We start from the raw sequence: 16811 nt of genomic DNA, 5'->3' as shown, positions 1-16811 counted from the left end.
CGGGCCAAAGCCCGCTTGTACAGAAGGCCGCCGCCACTCCATCCGGAGGGCGGCGGCCTTCTTTGTGATTCATTCCAGGCTATAGCCCCCGGTTTCAATCTCGGCCCCTGGTTTCTGTTCTCGCTCCCGGATTCTAAGTGGCGAAAAATCGCCTCCTGGCGCGCCAAAACGCAACTCTCACGCCGTTTTTCACCACTTTCGAAAAGGCAGGCGGAGAGGGGAAAGGGAGGGGGCGGAGAGGAGAAGGGGGATGGATAGGGGGGATGGTGAGGCACACAAAGCACTAGGGCCCCTCCTCATGAGGAGGGGCCCTAGTGCCTGAACCGGGAGTTACTGGGCGGTGTTGCCGCACCCAGCCCTACGCTAGCCGCGGCGGAAAATGCGCGCTGCCGCACCAAAGAGCGGATTCGGGCGCCTCAGGCCGCGTACGAGGGCAGCCTTGAGCTCCTCTTCGTTCACGCGATAGACGGCGACAACGTCGCCGTCGACGGCGACAACGGGAATCTCAATCGACCAACGCCGCGCGAGCTCATCATTGGCTTCAATGTTGACGCGCTCGACCTCTTCACCCGTGAGCGCGGCGACGCGCGAGACTACCTCGGCTGCTTCCTCGCACAGGTGACAGCCGGGCCTTTCGAGAAGCACAATTCGCGCGCCGCTCGAGGAGACGAGGCCCGGCTCAGCGGATCTTTCGAGGGGTGTCATGCTGCCGCGGGCGCCGTGAACTCGACGTCGATCGTGATCGTGACCGTGTCGCCCACGAGAACGCCGCCTGCTTCGAGGGCCGCATTCCACGTGAGGCCAAATTCCTTGCGGGAGATCTTGGTCGTCGCCGAGAAGCCCGCGCGGTAGCTGCCGAAGGGGTCGGTTGCGGCGCCTTCGTAGTCGACGTCGAGTTCGACTTCCTTGGTGACGTCTTTGATCGAGAGATCACCCTTGAGGGTCGTGCCGTCGAAGGCCGTCGAGGTGAACGCCATGGCGGTGAATTGCTCGGCGTCGAAGAAGTCGGCGCTCTTGAGGTGGTTGTCGCGATCCTCGTTCCCGGTCGTGAGGGAGGCAATCTGGATCTCGGCATTGACGCGAGAGTCCTCGAGCTTTTCGCCGATGACCATGCGGCCGGAGACGTCGGTGAACTGCCCGCGAGTCTTCGAAATGCCGGCGTGACGAACGGTAAAGGCGACGGTGGTGTGCGAGGCATCGAGGGTCCAGGTTCCCTGCGTGAGGCCTTCGGGAAGTGCGGTCATGGGGTTCTCCTTTTCTGCCGTGGATTGGGGCGGGCGTGTTCCACAACCCCAGAAGTTGAAAACTAAACTAAAACCTGATGTGTGGTGTTGTCAACCCTCGCGACCTGCCCTCGCTGCCGCTCAGGAGGTGAGGTGGGGGACACCCTTTCGTGCACCCGGGTCCCCATACGCGCATAATAGGAGGCGTTTTCATGCACTATCCGAGAGTTTGAGCGAAAGGGGCCGCAGGTGGCGAACGAGGACGTCGGGCAGGAGGTCCCGTGGCTCGACCTCGAGGAACAAGAGGCATGGCGCACCTACCTTTTCACGACCACGCGCCTCAAGGATCGCCTCTCGCAGACCCTCGAGCAGGATCCACGAATCGACCTTTCGCTCCCCGAGTACGAAATTCTCGTACGGCTGAGCGAGAGCGAAAGCGACTGCGTGCGCATGTCGGATCTCGCCCAACAGGTCGTCCACTCGCGCTCTCGGCTCACGCACACGGTGGCGCGCATGGAAAAGCGCGGTCTGGTGGCGCGGGAGCGTTCGGTGTCCGACGGTCGCGGGCGCGTCGCCGTGTTGACGGCCGCGGGCCGCGAGCTGCTCGAGCAAGCGGCGCCGGTGCATGTGAGAAGCGTGCGTGAATTTCTTCTGGAGCCGCTGGGTAGAGAGGATTTTCTCGAGCTTGCTCGCATCCTCGATAAGCTCGTGAGTGATGAGGACCGCGAGTGCATTGAGTTTTCCGCCGGCGAGCGGGACTAGAGGCTAGGCTGGACGGCCAAGGCTTTGTGGTCGCTTCGTGGCCACTCTTTCTACCTTCGAGAGGGGCTTATGACTGAGACGATCGTTCACCTGGTTCGGCACGGTGAAGTGCATAACCCGGGAAAGATCCTCTATGGACGCCTGCCCGGCTATCGCCTTTCGGAGCGCGGTGAACAGATGGCCCGCTTGACGGGCGCGGCTCTTGCGGAGCGTGACATCGCGAAGGTGGTGGCCTCTCCACTGTTGCGCGCGCAGCAAACGGCAAAGCCGATCGCTGAACCGCACGGGCTTGAGATTGAGACTGACGAACGCCTCACGGAGGCCCTCAATCATTTTGAGGGCCACAGGATCGGCCACGGCGAAGCGAGCTTCACCAATCCGAACAACTGGAAATACTTCGTGAATCCGTTTCGTCCGAGTTGGGGTGAGCGCTACCGCGACCAGGTGGATCGCGTCATGGCGGCGGTGCGCGATGCTCGACACGCCGCCGAGGGGCACGAGGCAGTGCTCGTGCTGCACCAGCTGCCAATCTGGCTCACGCGCCGCGCCGCAGAGCACAAGCCGATGTTGCACGACCCGCGCAAGCGTGAATGCGGCCTCGCATCCGTGACCTCCCTCGTGTTCAGCGGGGAGCATCTTGATCACGTCGAGTATGCGGAGCCTGCCGCCGCGCTCTACGAGGGCGCGGTGGATGCCACGGGAGGGAAGCTCACATGAGGAACGTATCTTTCACGCGTCGTGCGGCGCTGGCTCTTCCCTTGGGGATTGTGGGCCTCGCGGGTTGCGCGAGCACGGATACCTCCGCGCGCTACGACACCGGCTACGTTGAAGGCTCGGGCGTGAGCACCGAAATCGCGGTCGACAAGCGCGGCGATGCCTACGACTTCTCGGGCGAGACATTTAGTGGCGAGACTTTCACGCTGAGTGAGAAGCGTGGCGCCCCGGTCGTGCTCAACGTGTGGTACGCCTCGTGTGCACCATGCCGCAAGGAGGCTCCCGACCTCGTCAAACTCCACGACACCTACGCGAGCAAAGGCGTGACGTTCGTCGGCGTGAACGTGCGAGACGAAGCCGGTCCTGCCCAGGCGTTTGAGCAAAAGTTTTCGATTCCCTACCCGTCGATCCCCGACCGGGACGGCACCATCATGTATGCACTTCGCGGGCAGGTCTCCCCGAATGCCGTGCCCTCAACTCTCGTGTTTGACGCGAAGGGGAGGGTTGCCGCGCGTATCTCCGGCCTCGCCGACCCCTCGATCCTTGGCGCGATGATCGATCGGGTCCTCTCCGAATGACCGAAATCCAGCACGTGTTTGCGAGCACTGTTCTCGACGGTTCGCTTCTTCTCGCCGCTGCCGTGAGCGCGCTCGCGGGGATCGTGGCATTCCTGTCGCCGTGCGTATTCCCGGTCGTTCCCGGCTACCTCGCCTACGTCTCCGGCTTGGCCGGCCAGAGGGAAGAGAAGAATAATCGCACCGGTCGCCTCGCCCTGGGAGCTTTTCTGTTTGTGCTGGGCTTTACCGCGATCTTCATGGTCATGGGCGGTTTCGTTGGGGCCATTGGGTACACCCTCAGCGCACACACCACGTGGATCAACCGCATTGCAGGCGTCCTCGTGATTCTTATGGGGCTCCTGTTCATCGGCCTCTTTCCGCGTCTGAGCGGGGAGGTGCGCGTGAAGAAACGGCCCGATGCTGGACTCTGGGGCGCCCCGCTCATGGGCATCATCTTCGGTTTCGGTTGGACGCCGTGCATCGGCCCCACGTTCGCGGCCGTGAGCACCCTCGCCCTCGACGGCGGGAGCGCGAGTCGCGGCGCGCTCCTCGCGCTCGCCTATTCGCTCGGTCTCGGGCTCCCATTTCTCGCGTTCGCTCTTCTCTTTGACCGCGCACTGACGTGGTCGGCGTGGCTCAAGAATCATCGTCGGTCCGTCACCGTGGTCGGCGGTGCGCTACTCATCGTGATCGGCACGCTGCTTCTCACGGGGCAGTGGAGCACCTGGATGGCGCAGCTTGCCACGTGGACCGGCTCGTTTACGACCGTCATATGACCGGCCCGAATCACACGAAAGGAGAAGCCGCGGTGGAAACACAGCAGGCGTCGGACACCCCTGACCCCACACCCGCGCCAGAACCCACCCTGCCGCGTCTCGGCCTGCGCGGAAGCCTGCGCTTCATCTGGCGCCAGCTCACGAGCATGAACACGGCGCTCGTGCTGCTTCTTCTGCTCGCGGTCGCGGCTGTGCCCGGGTCGCTTTTGCCGCAACGCTCCGTGAATCCCGCGCAAACGGATCAGTTCTTGGCCGAGAACGGCTGGTGGGGCGAGCTTCTTGACTGGGCAGGATTCTTCGAGGTTTTTACCTCGCCGTGGTTTAGCGCGATTTACCTTCTGCTGTTCATTTCCCTCGTGGGCTGTGTGCTTCCGCGCTGCGCGACATACGCGCGTCAAGTTGTCGCACAGCCGCCCCGCACGCCGCGCCGGCTTATGCGCTTCACTGGTTACACGAGACGTCCTGTCGAGGCAGCCACGGCGAAGGAGATCCAGGATCGCGCCAGTAAGCGCCTCAAGCGGGCCGGCTATCGCGTGCGGCACCTCGAGGAGAAAACGGGTGCGCTGAGCGTGAGCGCCGAGCGCGGGTATCTACGCGAAGCCGGCAATCTCGTGTTTCACCTCGCGCTCCTCGGCGTCCTCATCGGCGTGGGGCTCGGCTATCTCACGTCATATCGCGGGCAAATCACCGTCGTCGAGGGGGAGGGGTTTGCGAACTCTCTGACCCGCTACGACACGTTTGAGTCGGGCGCGTGGTTCAATCCCGACGATCTTCCGTCTTTTCGCTTCACGCTCGACGAGTTTCGCGCGGAGTTCTCGACCGATACCTCGAATCCGAAGGCCTTCGGGCTGCCCACGAAGTTCGAGGCGGACCTTACCGTTGAGGCACCGGGCCGCGAAACATTCCGCAAGCGCGTGCGCGTGAACGAGCCCCTTGAGGTCGATGGCGCGAGCGCGTTTCTTCTCGGCAATGGCTACGCCCCCATCCTCACCGTGCGTGACCCCGAGGGAAACGTCGTCGCGGATGGGCCCGTTCGTGCCGTCTCGAACGACAAAAACTACACCGGCCAGATCGTGTTGAAGATGCCCGATGCGTCCCCGAAGCAAATGGCTCTCGTGGGGATCTTCGCGCCGACGGCCGTCGTCGATGAGCGCGGCCCCCACTCGACGTACGCGGGCCTCGTGGAACCGAAGCTCTTCCTCACGGCGCACACCGGTGACCTGGGCCTCGATGCCGGCGTGCCCACCAACGCCTATCAGATCGACGTCTCCACGCTTGACCAAGTGACCCAAGCCGATGGGAAACCTCTGCTCATGAGCCTTTCGCCCGGGGAGAGCTTCGATCTTCCCGATGGCTCGAGCATCGAGTTTAGCGGCGTCAAGCGCTATGCTGCTTTCGACGTGAAGCATGACCCCTGGCAGGGTTTCACGCTTGCGATGGCGCTCACCGCGGCCGCTGGCCTCATGCTTTCGCTCTTCATCCCGCGCCGCCGCCTGTGGGTGCGCGCGATCCCCGCGGGCGAAGGCGTAGAGATCGAGGTTGCTGGTCTTGCGCGTAGCGAAGACTTCGCCCTCGCGAACGACGTGGCCCGCCTCGCCGACCACCTCGCGCCTGCCTCCCCCTCCGCCGTTCCTCGAGGAAAAGGACCCCGTCAGTGAATTTTCAGCAGCTCGCCGCGGCATCGGATTTCTTCATCCTGCTCGCGATGGTCGTGTACATGATGGCGTTCGTCGCCTTTGCCATCGATCTCGCGAAAGCGGTTCGGGTGCGCTCGGATGTGCGCCTCGCGAAGAAAGCGCGCGAGCGTGAGCTCGCCACCGTCGGCGCGCCTGCGAGCTCCAATTTCGCCGGCTCTGCCCCTGCCGCGGATCTCGACCTTTCTGACGGCGCCGACGATGCCGAGGCCGAACTCACGCCTGCACGTGGAATGAGTCCGCTGAGCTTCGCCCTGGGGGCTGCGACGATCGCGACCGCCTTCCAGCTCCTCGGCGTCATTGCGCGCGGTATCGCGACTCAGCGTGTGCCGTGGGGCAACATGTACGAGTTCTCGATGACCGGGGCGGCCGTCATCATGGCAATATTTCTGCTGCTCGCGCACCGAGTGCGGGACATGCGTAGGCTTGGACTCTTCGTGCTTACGCCCGTCCTTTTCATCATGGTCATCGCGTACACGTCGTGGTATTTGCCGGCCGCGCACCTCACGCCGAGCCTCCAGAATTCGCCGTGGCTCGTGATTCACGTGATCGTGGCGATCCTCTCGATGGCCCTGTTCTCCCTGTCCGCCGTTGTCGCGCTGCTGCAGCTGCTCCAGCATTCGCGTGAGAGTCGCCTCGAGGCGGGGAATGAGGCGGGCTCGTCGCTTCTCGAGCGGGTGCTCGAGCGGGTTCCCAACGCCAAGCGCCTCGAGCAGGTTGCATTTCAAACGACGGCCGTGGGCTTTGTGCTGTGGACGTTCACGCTGATCTTTGGTGCTATTTGGGCGAACTATGCGTGGGGGCGCTACTGGAACTGGGATCCGAAGGAAACGTGGACGTTCGTCATTTGGATCGTGTACGCGGTGTACCTCCACGCGCGCGCGACGGTGGGTTTCCGAGGAAAGATCGCCGCGTACTTCTGCATCGCCGGTTTCGTGTGCGTGATCTTCAATTACACGATCGTCAACACGGTCATCAACGGCTTGCATTCGTACTCGGGCCTGTAAATGTCGGTGCGTGAGTGCGACGTCTTCCGCAAACCTGGGACCGCGCGCGCGATCCAGTGGGAACGCGCGGGTCTCGAGTGGCTTGAGGAGGCCGCGACGAGCGGTGGTGCTCGGGTGGTCGGGATCGTGGGGTCCGACGCCTCCCAGCTGTGCCTCGAACGCATTTCGCACGTGGCGCCTAGCGCGCGTGCGGCGCGCGACTTTGGCGCGGCACTCGCCGTGACGCATGGCGCTGGTTGCGGCCGCGCGAGTGAGAGTGGCGAGCGGAGTTTCGGGCTCGGGCCGGTCGATGCCGAAGGCCGCGCGTGGCGGGGAGACGGTCTCCAGGGGCCCGCGGGCGAGCAGCTTGCGCTTCCCCTCGCGCAGGAAGGCGAGTACCTTTCGTGGGGCGCGATGTTCGCGAATGCGCGGGTCGACCCGCTCGTGCGCGCGTCGGGGGATCTGTTCGACGCGGAGCAGCGCAAAGTTTTCAGGCGTCTCATGTCGAGGCTGTGCGCCGGTGATTTTGATGACGACGAGCCTCCCGCACGTGTCCACGGTGATCTGTGGGCGGGCAACGTGCTTTTTGATTCCGAGGGGGCAGTGTTGATTGATCCCGCGGCGTATTCCGGCCACCGTCTGGATGACCTCGCGGCCCTTCACTTGTTCGGAGCGCCGCATCTCGCCCACGTGGTCGAAGGCTACGAAGCAGCGCATCCACTCGCGCATGAGTGGCGAGACGTTCTCGCTCTCCATTCGCTGCATCTTGTGCTCCTGCACGCCGCACTTTTTGGCGGCGGGTACGCCGGCGAGGCGCTCACGATCGCGCGGCGCTACGCCTAGGATTAATACCCGTCAGGGAACAACCCTTGGTTCGGAGGAACCCCGTGATCACCACCGCTGTAATTCTCGCCCGCGGCCTTGGCACGCGCATGCGCGCTGAGGGCGAAAGCACGAGCTTGAGTGCCGAGCAGGCTGCCGCCGCAAGCCTCGGCTACAAGGCGCTCATGCCGATCGGCGCGCATCGCCTCATCGACTATTCGCTCAGTGCGCTTGCGGATGCGGGCATCACGCGGGCCGTCGTCGTTGTCGCGCCCGAACACGAGGCGTTCAGCGCGCACGTCCGCGAGCTCGCGCCGAGCCGCCTGCGCATTGACTTTGCGGTCCAGGATGAGCCTCTCGGCACGGCGAACGCCCTCGCGAGCGCTGCGAGCGTCGTGGGGGAGGAGTCGATGCTCATGGTCAACGGCGATAACCTCTACCCGCGCGAAGCCCTCGAGGCCATGGCGAAGGTGTCGGGGAGCGCAATCGCGGGCTTTGACCGGGCGTCGCTCATCGAAAACAGCAACATTCCCGCCGAGAGAATCGCCTCGTTCGCGCTCATCAGGCACGAGGGCAACCGCCTGACCGGCATGATCGAGAAACCGTCCCAGTCCGAGCGTGCCGAGTTTGGCGAGAGCGCACCGGTATCGATGAACCTTTTCGCGTTCGAGCCGTCCATCTTTGAGGCATGCCGAAGCATCGCGCCGTCGGCCCGCGGCGAGTACGAGATCGTCGATGCCGTCATGGCGCTCGAAAGCGTGCAGGTCGTGCCGGTGTCGGGCGGTGTGCTCGACCTCTCGCGCCGCGATGATATCGCCGATGTTCAGGCGCGCCTCTCCCACGTGGACGTGCGCCTGTGACCGGGTGGCGGGTTCCGGGCCGCATCGAAGTCCTCGGAAAACACACTGACTACGGGGGCGGCCAGGTGCTCGTATCGGCGGTGAGCCGGGCCGTGACGGTGCGCGGGCGGAACAAGCCCGACGCTTCCTCGACATTCACCATCCGCACGTCGCTCAGTAGCGAGCCGGCCGAACTCACCCCGCTGCGCGACCCGAAACTGCCAAACGGCCACTGGGCCCACTACGTGCAAACGGCGCTCAACCGCCTCACGGCGAACTTCGGTCCGCTTGCTCCGGCTGAACTCACCATTGCCTCGGATCTGCCACCCGCCTCGGGGATGAGCAGTTCGTCCGCGGTCCTCACGGCGGTGGCACTCACTCTCGCGGACCTCAACGACCTTCCCGCGCGTGAAGAGTGGACGCGAAACATCGACAATCGCGTGGATCTCGCGGGGTACGCCGCCTCGATCGAAAACGGGAAGCGGTTCAAAGACCTCGCGGGTCTCACGGGCGTGGGCACGTCGGGCGGGTCGCTCGATCACACCGGGATGCTCGCGACGCAGCCGGGCGCGCTCAGCCACGTGGTGTTTGATCCGCCGACGGTTCTCGGCACCTCGTCGCTTCCTGAAGATCTGGTGTTCGTCATCGCCGTGAGCGGGGTCCTCGCCGAAAAGACGGGTGCGGCGCGCGAGGCGTACAACCGTGGGCCTGCTGCGCTCGGGGCGGTGCTCGAAGCGTGGAACGAGCAGCAGGGACGCGATGATTCATCGCTTCACCGCGTCGTGCGAGAGCTGACCGGGAGCAGTGATCCCTCATTGCCCGTGGATCGCTCCTCGCGCGAGCTCGATCCGCTCAGGCGCGTCGCTCCCGAGGGGTATGCGAGCCAGAGGCTCGAGCAGTTCATCGAGGAGTCCGAGGTGCTCGTGCCCGAGGCTGCCGCAGCCCTCAATCGAGGGGATATCGACGCGTTTTCGGCGATCGTGTTGCGCTCGCAGGACCTTGCGGAACGAAAGCTCGGCAACCAGATTCCGGAAACCATCGAGCTTGCTCGCTCGGCACGCGCGCTCGGGGCTCGTGCCGCCTCCGCGTTCGGTGCAGGGTTCGGCGGGAGCGTGTGGGCGCTCGTTTCTCGCGCGGATGCCGCGGCGTTTGCGCGCCAGTGGAAGCGCGAATACGAGGCAACATACCCGCAGCACTCTGCTACAACCCTCATGTCCGAGCCCGGAGCGCCGGCAAACCGCCTCTAGCTCAGGCGGGCGATATCGGCGCCGTGCGCGGGCAGGGCACCTAGCGTCAGCGACGGGAAGTGACCTTAGCGGCGGGCGCCATCGTCGTCGGGGCCCTCAAGGTCGCCCGTTGGCTTGTCTTCGGGGCGCTCGTAGTCGCGCACAGTGTAATCACGCGGTCCCTTGGCAGGGGTGATTCTCGAATCGTCTTTTGGCGCGGGTGTGCGCCCAGGCGCCGGGCGCGGCTTGTTCGACGCTGCGGAACTACCTAAGGCGCCCTCTTCGCGTTTCTTGCGGCGCATCTCCTCCTGAATGTGCTCGCGGCGGCGCGCGCGGTTTTCCTGGTCGAGCTTCGCGAGGAAAGCCGGGTCGTCATCCGGGGCCAGCGGGCGCTGAGGTGCACGCGAGCGGGGCGCGCGAGCAGCATTCGACTGTGAACCTCGGTCTTTTCCTGCGAGAAGCCACAGGAACGCCCCGAGGAAAGGGACGAACACGATCACGAGGAGCCACCCGAGCTTCGGCAGCCCCTTAGAGCGCGACTCGGGAGTGTTCGCGACATCCGCGAGGGCATATACCGTGAGGGCAACGTAGGCGAGAACCAGGATCAAGCGAGGCATGCTCGCCATTCTTTCACGACGAGGGATAATGGAGGTAATGCGAAATTATGTTCTCTACTCGGTCATCCGCCTCGCCCTCTTTGCCGGGGTGTGGGCACTCTTGTACTTCTTCATGCCCGGCGTGCATTGGCTCTTCACAGGAACGCTCGCCGCGGTCATCGCGATGCTGATCTCGATCCTTGCGCTCGGAAAACTACGCCAGGGGGTTGCCTCGAACCTTGAGCACTCCGTCGAAGAGCGACGAGAGAAAAAGCGGGGTCACAAATCTGACGCCGAGCTCGATGCGGAGGAAGAGGACAGCCTCATCGACCGCGGTGAGTAGCCCCTGCTTTTAGAGGAGCGCCGAACTCAGGGCGAACCCCGCGAGCATGAGGAGCGAGGCCACGAGTTCAAGTTTGCCCGTCGCCGCGAGCACGGGAATTAACTCTCGGCCCGAAGCGCGCTGCTCAATCACGCGCCGGATGGGCGCCATCGCAAGGGGCAGTGCGAGGAACGTGAGCGCCACGAGTGGAGCGTGCGGAACCACGGGAATCAGCAAAAGGAACGGCACGAGGATCATCGCCGCATACAGCAGGCGCGTGGCACCGTCGCCGAGCCGGACAGCAAGTGTGCGCTTGCCGGAGACGCGGTCGGAGGGGATATCGCGCAGGTTGTTCGTGAGCATGACCGCGCAGGCCCACAGGCCAACGCCGCTCGCAACGAGCAGGTCGTCGAGCCCAGTGCGCCCAGATAGGAGATAGCTCGTTCCCATGACCGCAACGAGCCCGAAGAACACGAACACCATGACCTCGCCGAGGCCCATGTAGCCGTAAGGGTGCTTGCCGCCCGTGTAGTACCACGCCGCGAGAATGCACACGATCCCGACCAGAATCATCCACCACGCGCCCGCGAGGATCACGAGCGTGAGGCCCGCGAGGGCCCCCACCCCAAATGACGCGAAAGCCGCGCGCTTCACGGCCATGGGCCGCGCCGCCCCCGAACCGGTCAGCCGGAACGGGCCGACGCGGTCATCGTCGGTGCCGCGGACACCGTCGGAATAATCATTCGCGTAATTGACGCCCACCTGCAGGGCGAGAGCGAGCACGAGCGCGAGCAGGGCCCGCCCGACGGTGACGCTGCCCTGGAACCCTCCGTGCATGAGGGCGAGGCCCGTGCCGGCCGCGACCGGGGCGATGGCCGCGGGAAGCGTGCGGGGCCGGGCCCCCTCGATCCATTGCGCTGCACTTGCCATTTACTCGTTGTCCTCTTCGTCGGGCCCGCCGAATTCGAGCTCGTGGTGCCCGTCGGCGCTGAAACGTGTGCCGAGGCTCTTCGCGTACTCGAAAGCCTCGAAATTGAGAAGCGCCTCGTGCGCAAGCTCTGCGGCGGCTTTGCGGTCCACCTTTCCGCTGTCGAGGCGGGGGAGGGAGCCCGTCGTCAGGACACTGCGGGGAATTTCGTGCCGCGCAAAACCGGCATCGGTAAGGGCAGTCGCGACCGTCAGCTGCGCCTGGAGATCCGCCGTCCAGGTTTGCGTGGGCATCGTTCCCTCAACTTTCGGGGCGGTGAGGGCTACCGCCATCTGGCCCCACTCCTTCGACTCGACGGGAACGACGAGAACTTCGCGAAACGCGCCCGTGCCCTCGAGCACGCGCTCAAGGGCCTGGGGAACGATTTTGCGCCCGCCCGAGATGATGACGTCATCCGCACGCCCCAGGATGGTGAGGCACGTGAGGCCAGTGGCCTTGTCGCGGGTGAGACGTGCGAGGTCACTCGTGCGCAAGAGGCGCGTTGCGGCGAGCTCGGGTGTCGAAAAGAAGCGGCGGCGCGTATCGGCATCGTTGCCGTCGACATTCGTGAACGCGCCCGTCTCGTAGATGTATCCGAGCGCGATCGGCGGCCCGGTAATCATGAGCTGATCCTCGTCGTTGACCTTGAGTTCGACCCCCTGGAGGGGGAAACCGTTGTAAACGCAGCCACCGGCGGTTTCACTCGAGCCGTAAGTTGTGACGATCCGCGCGCCGAGCTCTCGCGCACGATCGAGGAGCGCAGGCGCAGTCGCGGCGCCGCCCACGAGGATCGCTTCGAAACGGGAGAGGGCGCGCGATGCAGCAGCATCACCCGCTTCGGCCGCGCTCACGATTCGCTCAAGCTGCGTGGGAACGAAGGACGTGTAAAGCGGCAGGTCAGCAAGGGCCTGATCGCTGCGGACACGTGTGTCCCAGCGCTCCATTGCACCCGTCAGCACCGCCGCATCGAAATGACCCGAAAGATCCACGAGCGGCGCGAGTGCGCCAGGAAGCCCGTCGTGATCGTCGAGTCCCAGAAGTGTGCTTGCCACGCTCGCCCGAGCGATGACCTGCACGCCCGCGATGTGCGTGGGGGGAAGAAACAGCATCCAGGCACCGTGCGAGCCGAGCTCGTAGGCGGTCGCGTGAATCGAGGCCTTGAGGCTCTGGATCGAGTGCGCAACAGACTTCGGCGTCCCGGTGGAACCGGAGGTCGGCACCACGAGGGCGATCTCGCGCGGATCGGGCTCACGTACCCCCGCGTTAGAACGCGCACACGTACAGCCCGCGCACGCGTTTTCGCGCGGTTTCGCGCATTCGAGCGGGCCGATCAGCTCAGGTCGCTCATGGGCGCCGAGCCAGAGGCGAGCGGTACCAGCGAGGGCCTCGCCGATGCCGCGCGCGTACTGAGCTTGCGAGCACACGGTCCCATCAAACGGGCCGGGCGTTAGCCACGGAAGCGACTCGCGGTCGGGGGTATGTGAGGTGCTCACGCGTGCTCCTTTCGGTGAAGAATGTCAATCCGACGCTTGCCGGCAACCGTCGGAACCCTAGCCTTGCGGGTGGGGGAAGGCCGACCAATCCGGCTCGCGCTTTTCGAGGAACGCGTCGCGCCCTTCGACCGCTTCATCGGTCATGTAGGCGAGGCGTGTGGCCTCACCCGCGAAAACCTGCTGGCCCATGAGGCCGTCGTCGGCGAGGTTGAAGGCGAACTTGAGCATGCGAATTGCCTGCGGGGATTTCGTGCCGATCACGCGGGCCATGCGCAGGGCCTCGTTTTCGAGCTCCTCGTGAGGCACGACGCGGTTGACGGCCCCCCAGTTGTAGGCATCCTCCGCCGAGTACTCCTCGGCGAGGAAGAAGATTTCGCGCGCGCGCTTCTGCCCGACCTGCTTCGCGAGGTACGCACTCCCGTAGCCGCCGTCGAAGCTGCCCACATTCGCGTCGGTCTGCTTGAAGCGCGCGTGTTCCCTACTCGCGATCGAGAGGTCGGCGACGACGTGCAGTGAGTGGCCACCGCCGGCAGCCCAGCCGTTGACCGCAGCGATCACGACCTTGCCCATCGTGCGGATGAGACGCTGAACTTCGAGGATGTGGAGGCGGCCTGCGCTTTCCGGGCGGATCGATTCGGCCGTGTCACCGTCGGCATACCGATACCCGCTGCGCGAGCGGATCCGCTGGTCCCCGCCCGAGCAGAACGCCCAGACGCCGTCCTTGGGGGCGGGACCGTTGCCCGTAAGAATGATGACGCCCACGCTCGGGTCGAGGCGTGTGTGATCGAACGCGCGGTACAGCTCGTCGACCGTGTGCGGGCGAAAGGCATTGCGCACCTCGGGCCGGTCAAACGCGATGCGTACGGCGTTGAGATCCCGGCACTGTTCCTCGCCGTGCTCATCGCGCGTGCGCTCGACAGCGCGATGGTAGGTGATGTCCGTGAACGGTGCGGAGCCAAGTTCGGCCGCGTCGATGTCACGCCAACGATCGGGGTCGAACGTCGCTGATACGGGGGCGGGAAGTGGCGCTGCAGTCATGATGTCAAGTTTAAAGCTTCGTGTGAAAAGCGCGCCGTCGCAGGCCTGAAACCACCCAAGCGCTCGTGAAAAATGAGGCGTAGACTACATTAAGCAATCGGCATTGGCGCATGAGCGGCCTGCCGCCCTGCGCCGTGTCGCCCCACTAGTGCAAGTCCCAGTCATGGGCAGGGAGAGACATGAGCTCCGCACACGAATGGCCGAACGAGCCATCCCATCCACTTACCGCCGAAGAAGCCCATCAGCTCAATTCGTGGTGGCGCGCCGCGAACTATCTTTCGGTGGGCCAGATCTACCTCATGAACAACCCGCTCCTGCGCGAACCTCTTTCGCGCGATGACGTGAAGCCGCGCCTTCTCGGTCACTGGGGCACTACCCCCGGGCTCACGTTCCTGTACGCGCACGCAAACCGCGCGATCAAACAGCGCGGCCTCAACGCGTTTTACGTGACGGGCCCAGGCCACGGCGGCCCGGGCCTCGTTGCCGCGAGCTACCTCGAAGGCACCTACACCGAGACCTACCCGGCCATCACGAAGGATGAGCGCGGCCTCAAGAAGCTCTTCACGCAGTTCTCGTTCCCCGGCGGTATCCCCTCGCACGTCGCCCCCGAAACTCCGGGCTCCATCCACGAGGGCGGCGAGCTCGGCTACGCGCTCTCGCACGCGTACGGTGCGGTGCTCGACAATCCCGACCAGATCGCCTTCACGATCGTGGGCGACGGCGAAGCCGAGACGGGCCCGCTCGCGACGAGCTGGCACTCGAACAAGTTCATCAACCCGAAGAACGATGGCGTTGTGCTGCCGATTCTCCACCTCAATGGGTACAAGATCGCGAATCCCACCGTTCTTGCGCGCATCAGCGAGGATGAGCTTCGCTCGCTCATGGTGGGCTACGGTCACACCCCTCTGTTCTTCGAAGGTGGCTTCGACGACGAGCCGATCGAAGAGACGCACAAGCGTTTCGCTGCGGTGCTCGACGAGGCGCTCGACATGATCGCCGACATTAAAAAGCGCGCCGCCGAAGGCGACATCGAGCGCCCGATGTGGCCGATGATCGTGTTCCGCACGCCGAAGGGCTGGACTGGCCCGAAGGAGATCGACGGGAAGAAAACCGAGGGCTCGTGGCGCAGCCACCAGGTGCCGCTCGCGAGCGCACGCGACACCGATCAGCACCTGAACGACCTGCGCGAATGGCTCGAGTCCTACAAGATCGAGGAGCTCGTCGACGAGGACGGCGCGTTCATCGACGAGGTCGTCGATGCTGCGCCGGAGGGGCTCAAGCGCATGAGCGCCAACCCGATCACGAACGGCGGCGAGGTCCTCCACGACCTCGTGCTCCCCGATTTTCGCGAGTACGGCGTTGACGTGCCTCATCACGGTGGAACGAATTCCGAGGCCACTCGCGTTCTTGGCACGTGGCTGCGCGACGTCGTCAAGAACAACATGCATAACTTCCGCGTGTTCGGCCCTGATGAAACTGCCTCGAACCGTCTCCAGGCGATCTATGAAGTCTCGGGAAAGCAGTGGAATGGCGAGTTCGAGGACCATGACGCCTCCGAGAATCTCGCGCAAGAGGGCCGCGTCATGGAGATGCTCTCCGAGCACCAGATGCAGGGCTGGCTCGAAGGCTACCTGCTGACTGGCCGCCACGGCCTTTTCTCGAGCTACGAGGCTTTTATTCACATCGTCGATTCGATGGTGAACCAGCACGCCAAGTGGCTCAAGGTTACAAATGAGATCGAGTGGCGGCGCCCCATCGCCTCGCTCAACTACCTCCTGAGCTCGCACGTGTGGCGCCAAGACCACAACGGCTTTAGCCACCAGGATCCGGGCTTCATCGATCACGTGGTGAACAAGAAGAGCGAAGTTGTGCGCGTGTACCTTCCGCCGGACGCCAACACGCTGTTGTCGACGTACGATCACTGCTTGCGTTCGCGCCAGTACATCAACGTGGTCGTCGCCGGCAAGCAGCCGAACCCGAACTGGCTCACGATGGACGAGGCGATCGTGCACTGCACGCGCGGCATCGGCATTTGGGAGTGGGCAGGCACCGAGGTGAACGGTGAGGGCGTGGACGTCGTCCTCGGCTGCGCGGGCGATATCCCGACGATCGAGACTCTCGCGGCCGCGAAAATCCTCCGCGAGGAGATCCCCGAGCTGCGCGTGCGCGTTGTGAACGTCGTTGACCTCATGCGTCTCCAGCATGAGCGTGAGCACCCGCACGGTCTTTCCGAGAAGGACTTCGACGGCCTCTTCGGCAAGGACATCCCGGTCGTGTTTGCCTACCACGGTTACCCCTGGCTCATTCACCGCCTTGCCTACCGCCACGACCCGAACGCGCGCATCCACGTGCGCGGGTACAAGGAAGAGGGCACGACGACCACGCCGTTCGACATGCTCATGCGTAACGACATCGATCGTTTCCACCTCGTCATGGATGTGATCGACCACGTCGATTCGCTCGGTACGCGGTACGCGGGACTGCGCCAGCGCATGTCTGACGAGCGTATTCGCGCCCGGCAGTACGCGTTCACGCACGGCGCCGACATTCCCGAGGTCGCGAACTGGGTGTGGGACGATGAGCAGCACGATGCGGTTATCGCGAGCGAGGCCGTGAACGTGACGGGCGGCGACAACGAGTAGCTCCCCGCCACCTCCCCTTTCCTGAATTGCATAGAGGTTGTGGGGGTTTGCGAGGGGCGAGACCTCGCGGATAACCCCCACAACCCTTATGCAATCCGGGTGGCCCTAGTCCACCCGACCGCGCGAACGGAACCACCATTACCCCCACAACTCC

Annotated in this window: 17 protein-coding genes; 11 read left to right on the top strand and 6 right to left on the bottom strand. The window is 64.4% G+C overall.

What is annotated here, in order from left to right; genetic code table 11:
* Window positions 1–363 precede the first annotated feature (363 nt).
* Both HMPREF3176_RS02765 and HMPREF3176_RS02760 read right to left on the bottom strand, forming a co-directional pair.
* Window positions 364–705 carry a glutaredoxin family protein gene (locus HMPREF3176_RS02765; protein ID WP_070458032.1) on the bottom strand — a complete coding sequence of 114 codons (342 nt, stop codon included), beginning with the start codon at window positions 703–705 and terminating at the stop codon, window positions 364–366.
* Window positions 702–1244: a YceI family protein gene (locus tag HMPREF3176_RS02760; RefSeq protein ID WP_070458029.1), complete on the bottom strand. Its 543-nt coding sequence runs from the start codon at window positions 1242–1244 to the stop codon at window positions 702–704. The genes HMPREF3176_RS02765 and HMPREF3176_RS02760 overlap by 4 nt, the downstream gene beginning before the upstream one ends.
* Before the next feature lie 228 nt (window positions 1245–1472).
* Between HMPREF3176_RS02760 and HMPREF3176_RS02755 the strand changes: the two genes are divergently transcribed.
* The 9 genes from HMPREF3176_RS02755 to HMPREF3176_RS02715 all read left to right on the top strand — a co-directional run bounded on the left by HMPREF3176_RS02755 (window position 1473) and on the right by HMPREF3176_RS02715 (window position 9620).
* Window positions 1473–1985, top strand: a complete 513-nt coding sequence (locus tag HMPREF3176_RS02755; RefSeq protein ID WP_016663967.1) for a MarR family winged helix-turn-helix transcriptional regulator — start codon at window positions 1473–1475, stop codon at window positions 1983–1985.
* A 69-nt stretch (window positions 1986–2054) separates the two neighbouring features.
* Window positions 2055–2702 (top strand): histidine phosphatase family protein, encoded by a 648-nt coding sequence (locus HMPREF3176_RS02750; protein ID WP_070458026.1) that lies wholly within the window; start codon window positions 2055–2057, stop codon window positions 2700–2702.
* On the top strand, window positions 2699–3277 hold the full coding sequence (locus HMPREF3176_RS02745; RefSeq protein ID WP_016663969.1) for a TlpA family protein disulfide reductase: 579 nt from the start codon (window positions 2699–2701) through the stop codon (window positions 3275–3277). The genes HMPREF3176_RS02750 and HMPREF3176_RS02745 overlap by 4 nt, the downstream gene beginning before the upstream one ends.
* A 5-nt stretch (window positions 3278–3282) precedes the next feature.
* Window positions 3283–4032: a cytochrome c biogenesis CcdA family protein gene (locus tag HMPREF3176_RS02740; protein WP_168161939.1), complete on the top strand. Its 750-nt coding sequence runs from the start codon at window positions 3283–3285 to the stop codon at window positions 4030–4032.
* Between the two features lie 32 nt (window positions 4033–4064).
* Entirely contained in the window at window positions 4065–5690 is a 1626-nt protein-coding gene (locus HMPREF3176_RS02735; RefSeq protein WP_070458037.1) for a cytochrome c biogenesis protein ResB, read from the top strand.
* A complete protein-coding gene (gene ccsB / locus HMPREF3176_RS02730) occupies window positions 5687–6733 on the top strand; it encodes a c-type cytochrome biogenesis protein CcsB (RefSeq protein WP_168161938.1) in 1047 nt (348 codons plus the stop codon). Before HMPREF3176_RS02735 ends, ccsB begins: the two co-directional genes overlap by 4 nt.
* Window positions 6734–7555: a fructosamine kinase family protein gene (locus HMPREF3176_RS02725; RefSeq protein WP_016663973.1), complete on the top strand. Its 822-nt coding sequence runs from the start codon at window positions 6734–6736 to the stop codon at window positions 7553–7555.
* Window positions 7556–7599: 44 nt separating this feature from the next.
* Window positions 7600–8394, top strand: a complete 795-nt coding sequence (locus HMPREF3176_RS02720) for a nucleotidyltransferase family protein (protein ID WP_052126825.1) — start codon at window positions 7600–7602, stop codon at window positions 8392–8394.
* Window positions 8391–9620, top strand: coding sequence for a GHMP family kinase ATP-binding protein (locus HMPREF3176_RS02715; RefSeq protein WP_070458020.1), 1230 nt, complete (start codon window positions 8391–8393; stop codon window positions 9618–9620). Before HMPREF3176_RS02720 ends, HMPREF3176_RS02715 begins: the two co-directional genes overlap by 4 nt.
* Window positions 9621–9685: 65 nt before the next feature.
* Here the strand turns inward: HMPREF3176_RS02715 and HMPREF3176_RS02710 are convergent, their stop codons facing one another.
* Complete coding sequence (locus tag HMPREF3176_RS02710) at window positions 9686–10216, bottom strand: PLD nuclease N-terminal domain-containing protein (protein WP_051120629.1); 531 nt, start codon at window positions 10214–10216, stop codon at window positions 9686–9688.
* 37 nt (window positions 10217–10253) lie between these two features.
* Here HMPREF3176_RS02710 and HMPREF3176_RS02705 point away from each other — a divergent pair, with 37 nt between their 5' ends.
* Window positions 10254–10538: a DUF4229 domain-containing protein gene (locus HMPREF3176_RS02705; protein WP_051120630.1), complete on the top strand. Its 285-nt coding sequence runs from the start codon at window positions 10254–10256 to the stop codon at window positions 10536–10538.
* A 9-nt stretch (window positions 10539–10547) separates the two neighbouring features.
* Here the strand turns inward: HMPREF3176_RS02705 and HMPREF3176_RS02700 are convergent, their stop codons facing one another.
* From HMPREF3176_RS02700 to HMPREF3176_RS02690, 3 genes are read right to left on the bottom strand one after another with little or no spacing between them, the layout of a single operon-like run.
* A complete protein-coding gene (locus HMPREF3176_RS02700; RefSeq protein WP_034372142.1) occupies window positions 10548–11447 on the bottom strand; it encodes a 1,4-dihydroxy-2-naphthoate polyprenyltransferase in 900 nt (299 codons plus the stop codon).
* Window positions 11448–12977: an AMP-binding protein gene (locus tag HMPREF3176_RS02695; RefSeq protein ID WP_070458018.1), complete on the bottom strand. Its 1530-nt coding sequence runs from the start codon at window positions 12975–12977 to the stop codon at window positions 11448–11450.
* 57 nt (window positions 12978–13034) lie between these two features.
* A complete protein-coding gene (locus HMPREF3176_RS02690; protein ID WP_070458015.1) occupies window positions 13035–14015 on the bottom strand; it encodes a 1,4-dihydroxy-2-naphthoyl-CoA synthase in 981 nt (326 codons plus the stop codon).
* A 179-nt stretch (window positions 14016–14194) separates the two neighbouring features.
* Between HMPREF3176_RS02690 and HMPREF3176_RS02685 the strand changes: the two genes are divergently transcribed.
* Window positions 14195–16657, top strand: a complete 2463-nt coding sequence (locus HMPREF3176_RS02685; protein ID WP_070458012.1) for a phosphoketolase family protein — start codon at window positions 14195–14197, stop codon at window positions 16655–16657.
* The last annotated feature ends 154 nt before the right edge of the window (window positions 16658–16811 follow it).

Origin of the sequence: Dermabacter sp. HMSC08H10, from assembly GCF_001807585.1 — a bacterium.
GTDB classification, from domain to species: domain Bacteria; phylum Actinomycetota; class Actinomycetes; order Actinomycetales; family Dermabacteraceae; genus Dermabacter; species Dermabacter hominis.
The sequence above is the reverse complement of the archived record's forward strand: the minus strand, read 5'-3'. Positions and strand labels throughout refer to the sequence as shown.

What these genes read in the sequence shown, in the direction of transcription:
- HMPREF3176_RS02685 (WP_070458012.1), top strand. Translation starts at nt 14,195, where the DNA reads ATGAGCTCCGCACACGAATGGCCGAACGAGCCATCCCATCCACTTACC.
- HMPREF3176_RS02745 (WP_016663969.1), top strand. Translation starts at nt 2,699, where the DNA reads ATGAGGAACGTATCTTTCACGCGTCGTGCGGCGCTGGCTCTTCCCTTG.
- HMPREF3176_RS02700 (WP_034372142.1), bottom strand. Translation starts at nt 11,447, where the DNA reads ATGGCAAGTGCAGCGCAATGGATCGAGGGGGCCCGGCCCCGCACGCTT.
- HMPREF3176_RS02765 (WP_070458032.1), bottom strand. Translation starts at nt 705, where the DNA reads ATGACACCCCTCGAAAGATCCGCTGAGCCGGGCCTCGTCTCCTCGAGC.
- HMPREF3176_RS02725 (WP_016663973.1), top strand. Translation starts at nt 6,734, where the DNA reads ATGTCGGTGCGTGAGTGCGACGTCTTCCGCAAACCTGGGACCGCGCGC.
- HMPREF3176_RS02705 (WP_051120630.1), top strand. Translation starts at nt 10,254, where the DNA reads ATGCGAAATTATGTTCTCTACTCGGTCATCCGCCTCGCCCTCTTTGCC.
- HMPREF3176_RS02760 (WP_070458029.1), bottom strand. Translation starts at nt 1,244, where the DNA reads ATGACCGCACTTCCCGAAGGCCTCACGCAGGGAACCTGGACCCTCGAT.
- HMPREF3176_RS02690 (WP_070458015.1), bottom strand. Translation starts at nt 14,015, where the DNA reads ATGACTGCAGCGCCACTTCCCGCCCCCGTATCAGCGACGTTCGACCCC.
- HMPREF3176_RS02750 (WP_070458026.1), top strand. Translation starts at nt 2,055, where the DNA reads ATGACTGAGACGATCGTTCACCTGGTTCGGCACGGTGAAGTGCATAAC.
- HMPREF3176_RS02710 (WP_051120629.1), bottom strand. Translation starts at nt 10,216, where the DNA reads ATGCCTCGCTTGATCCTGGTTCTCGCCTACGTTGCCCTCACGGTATAT.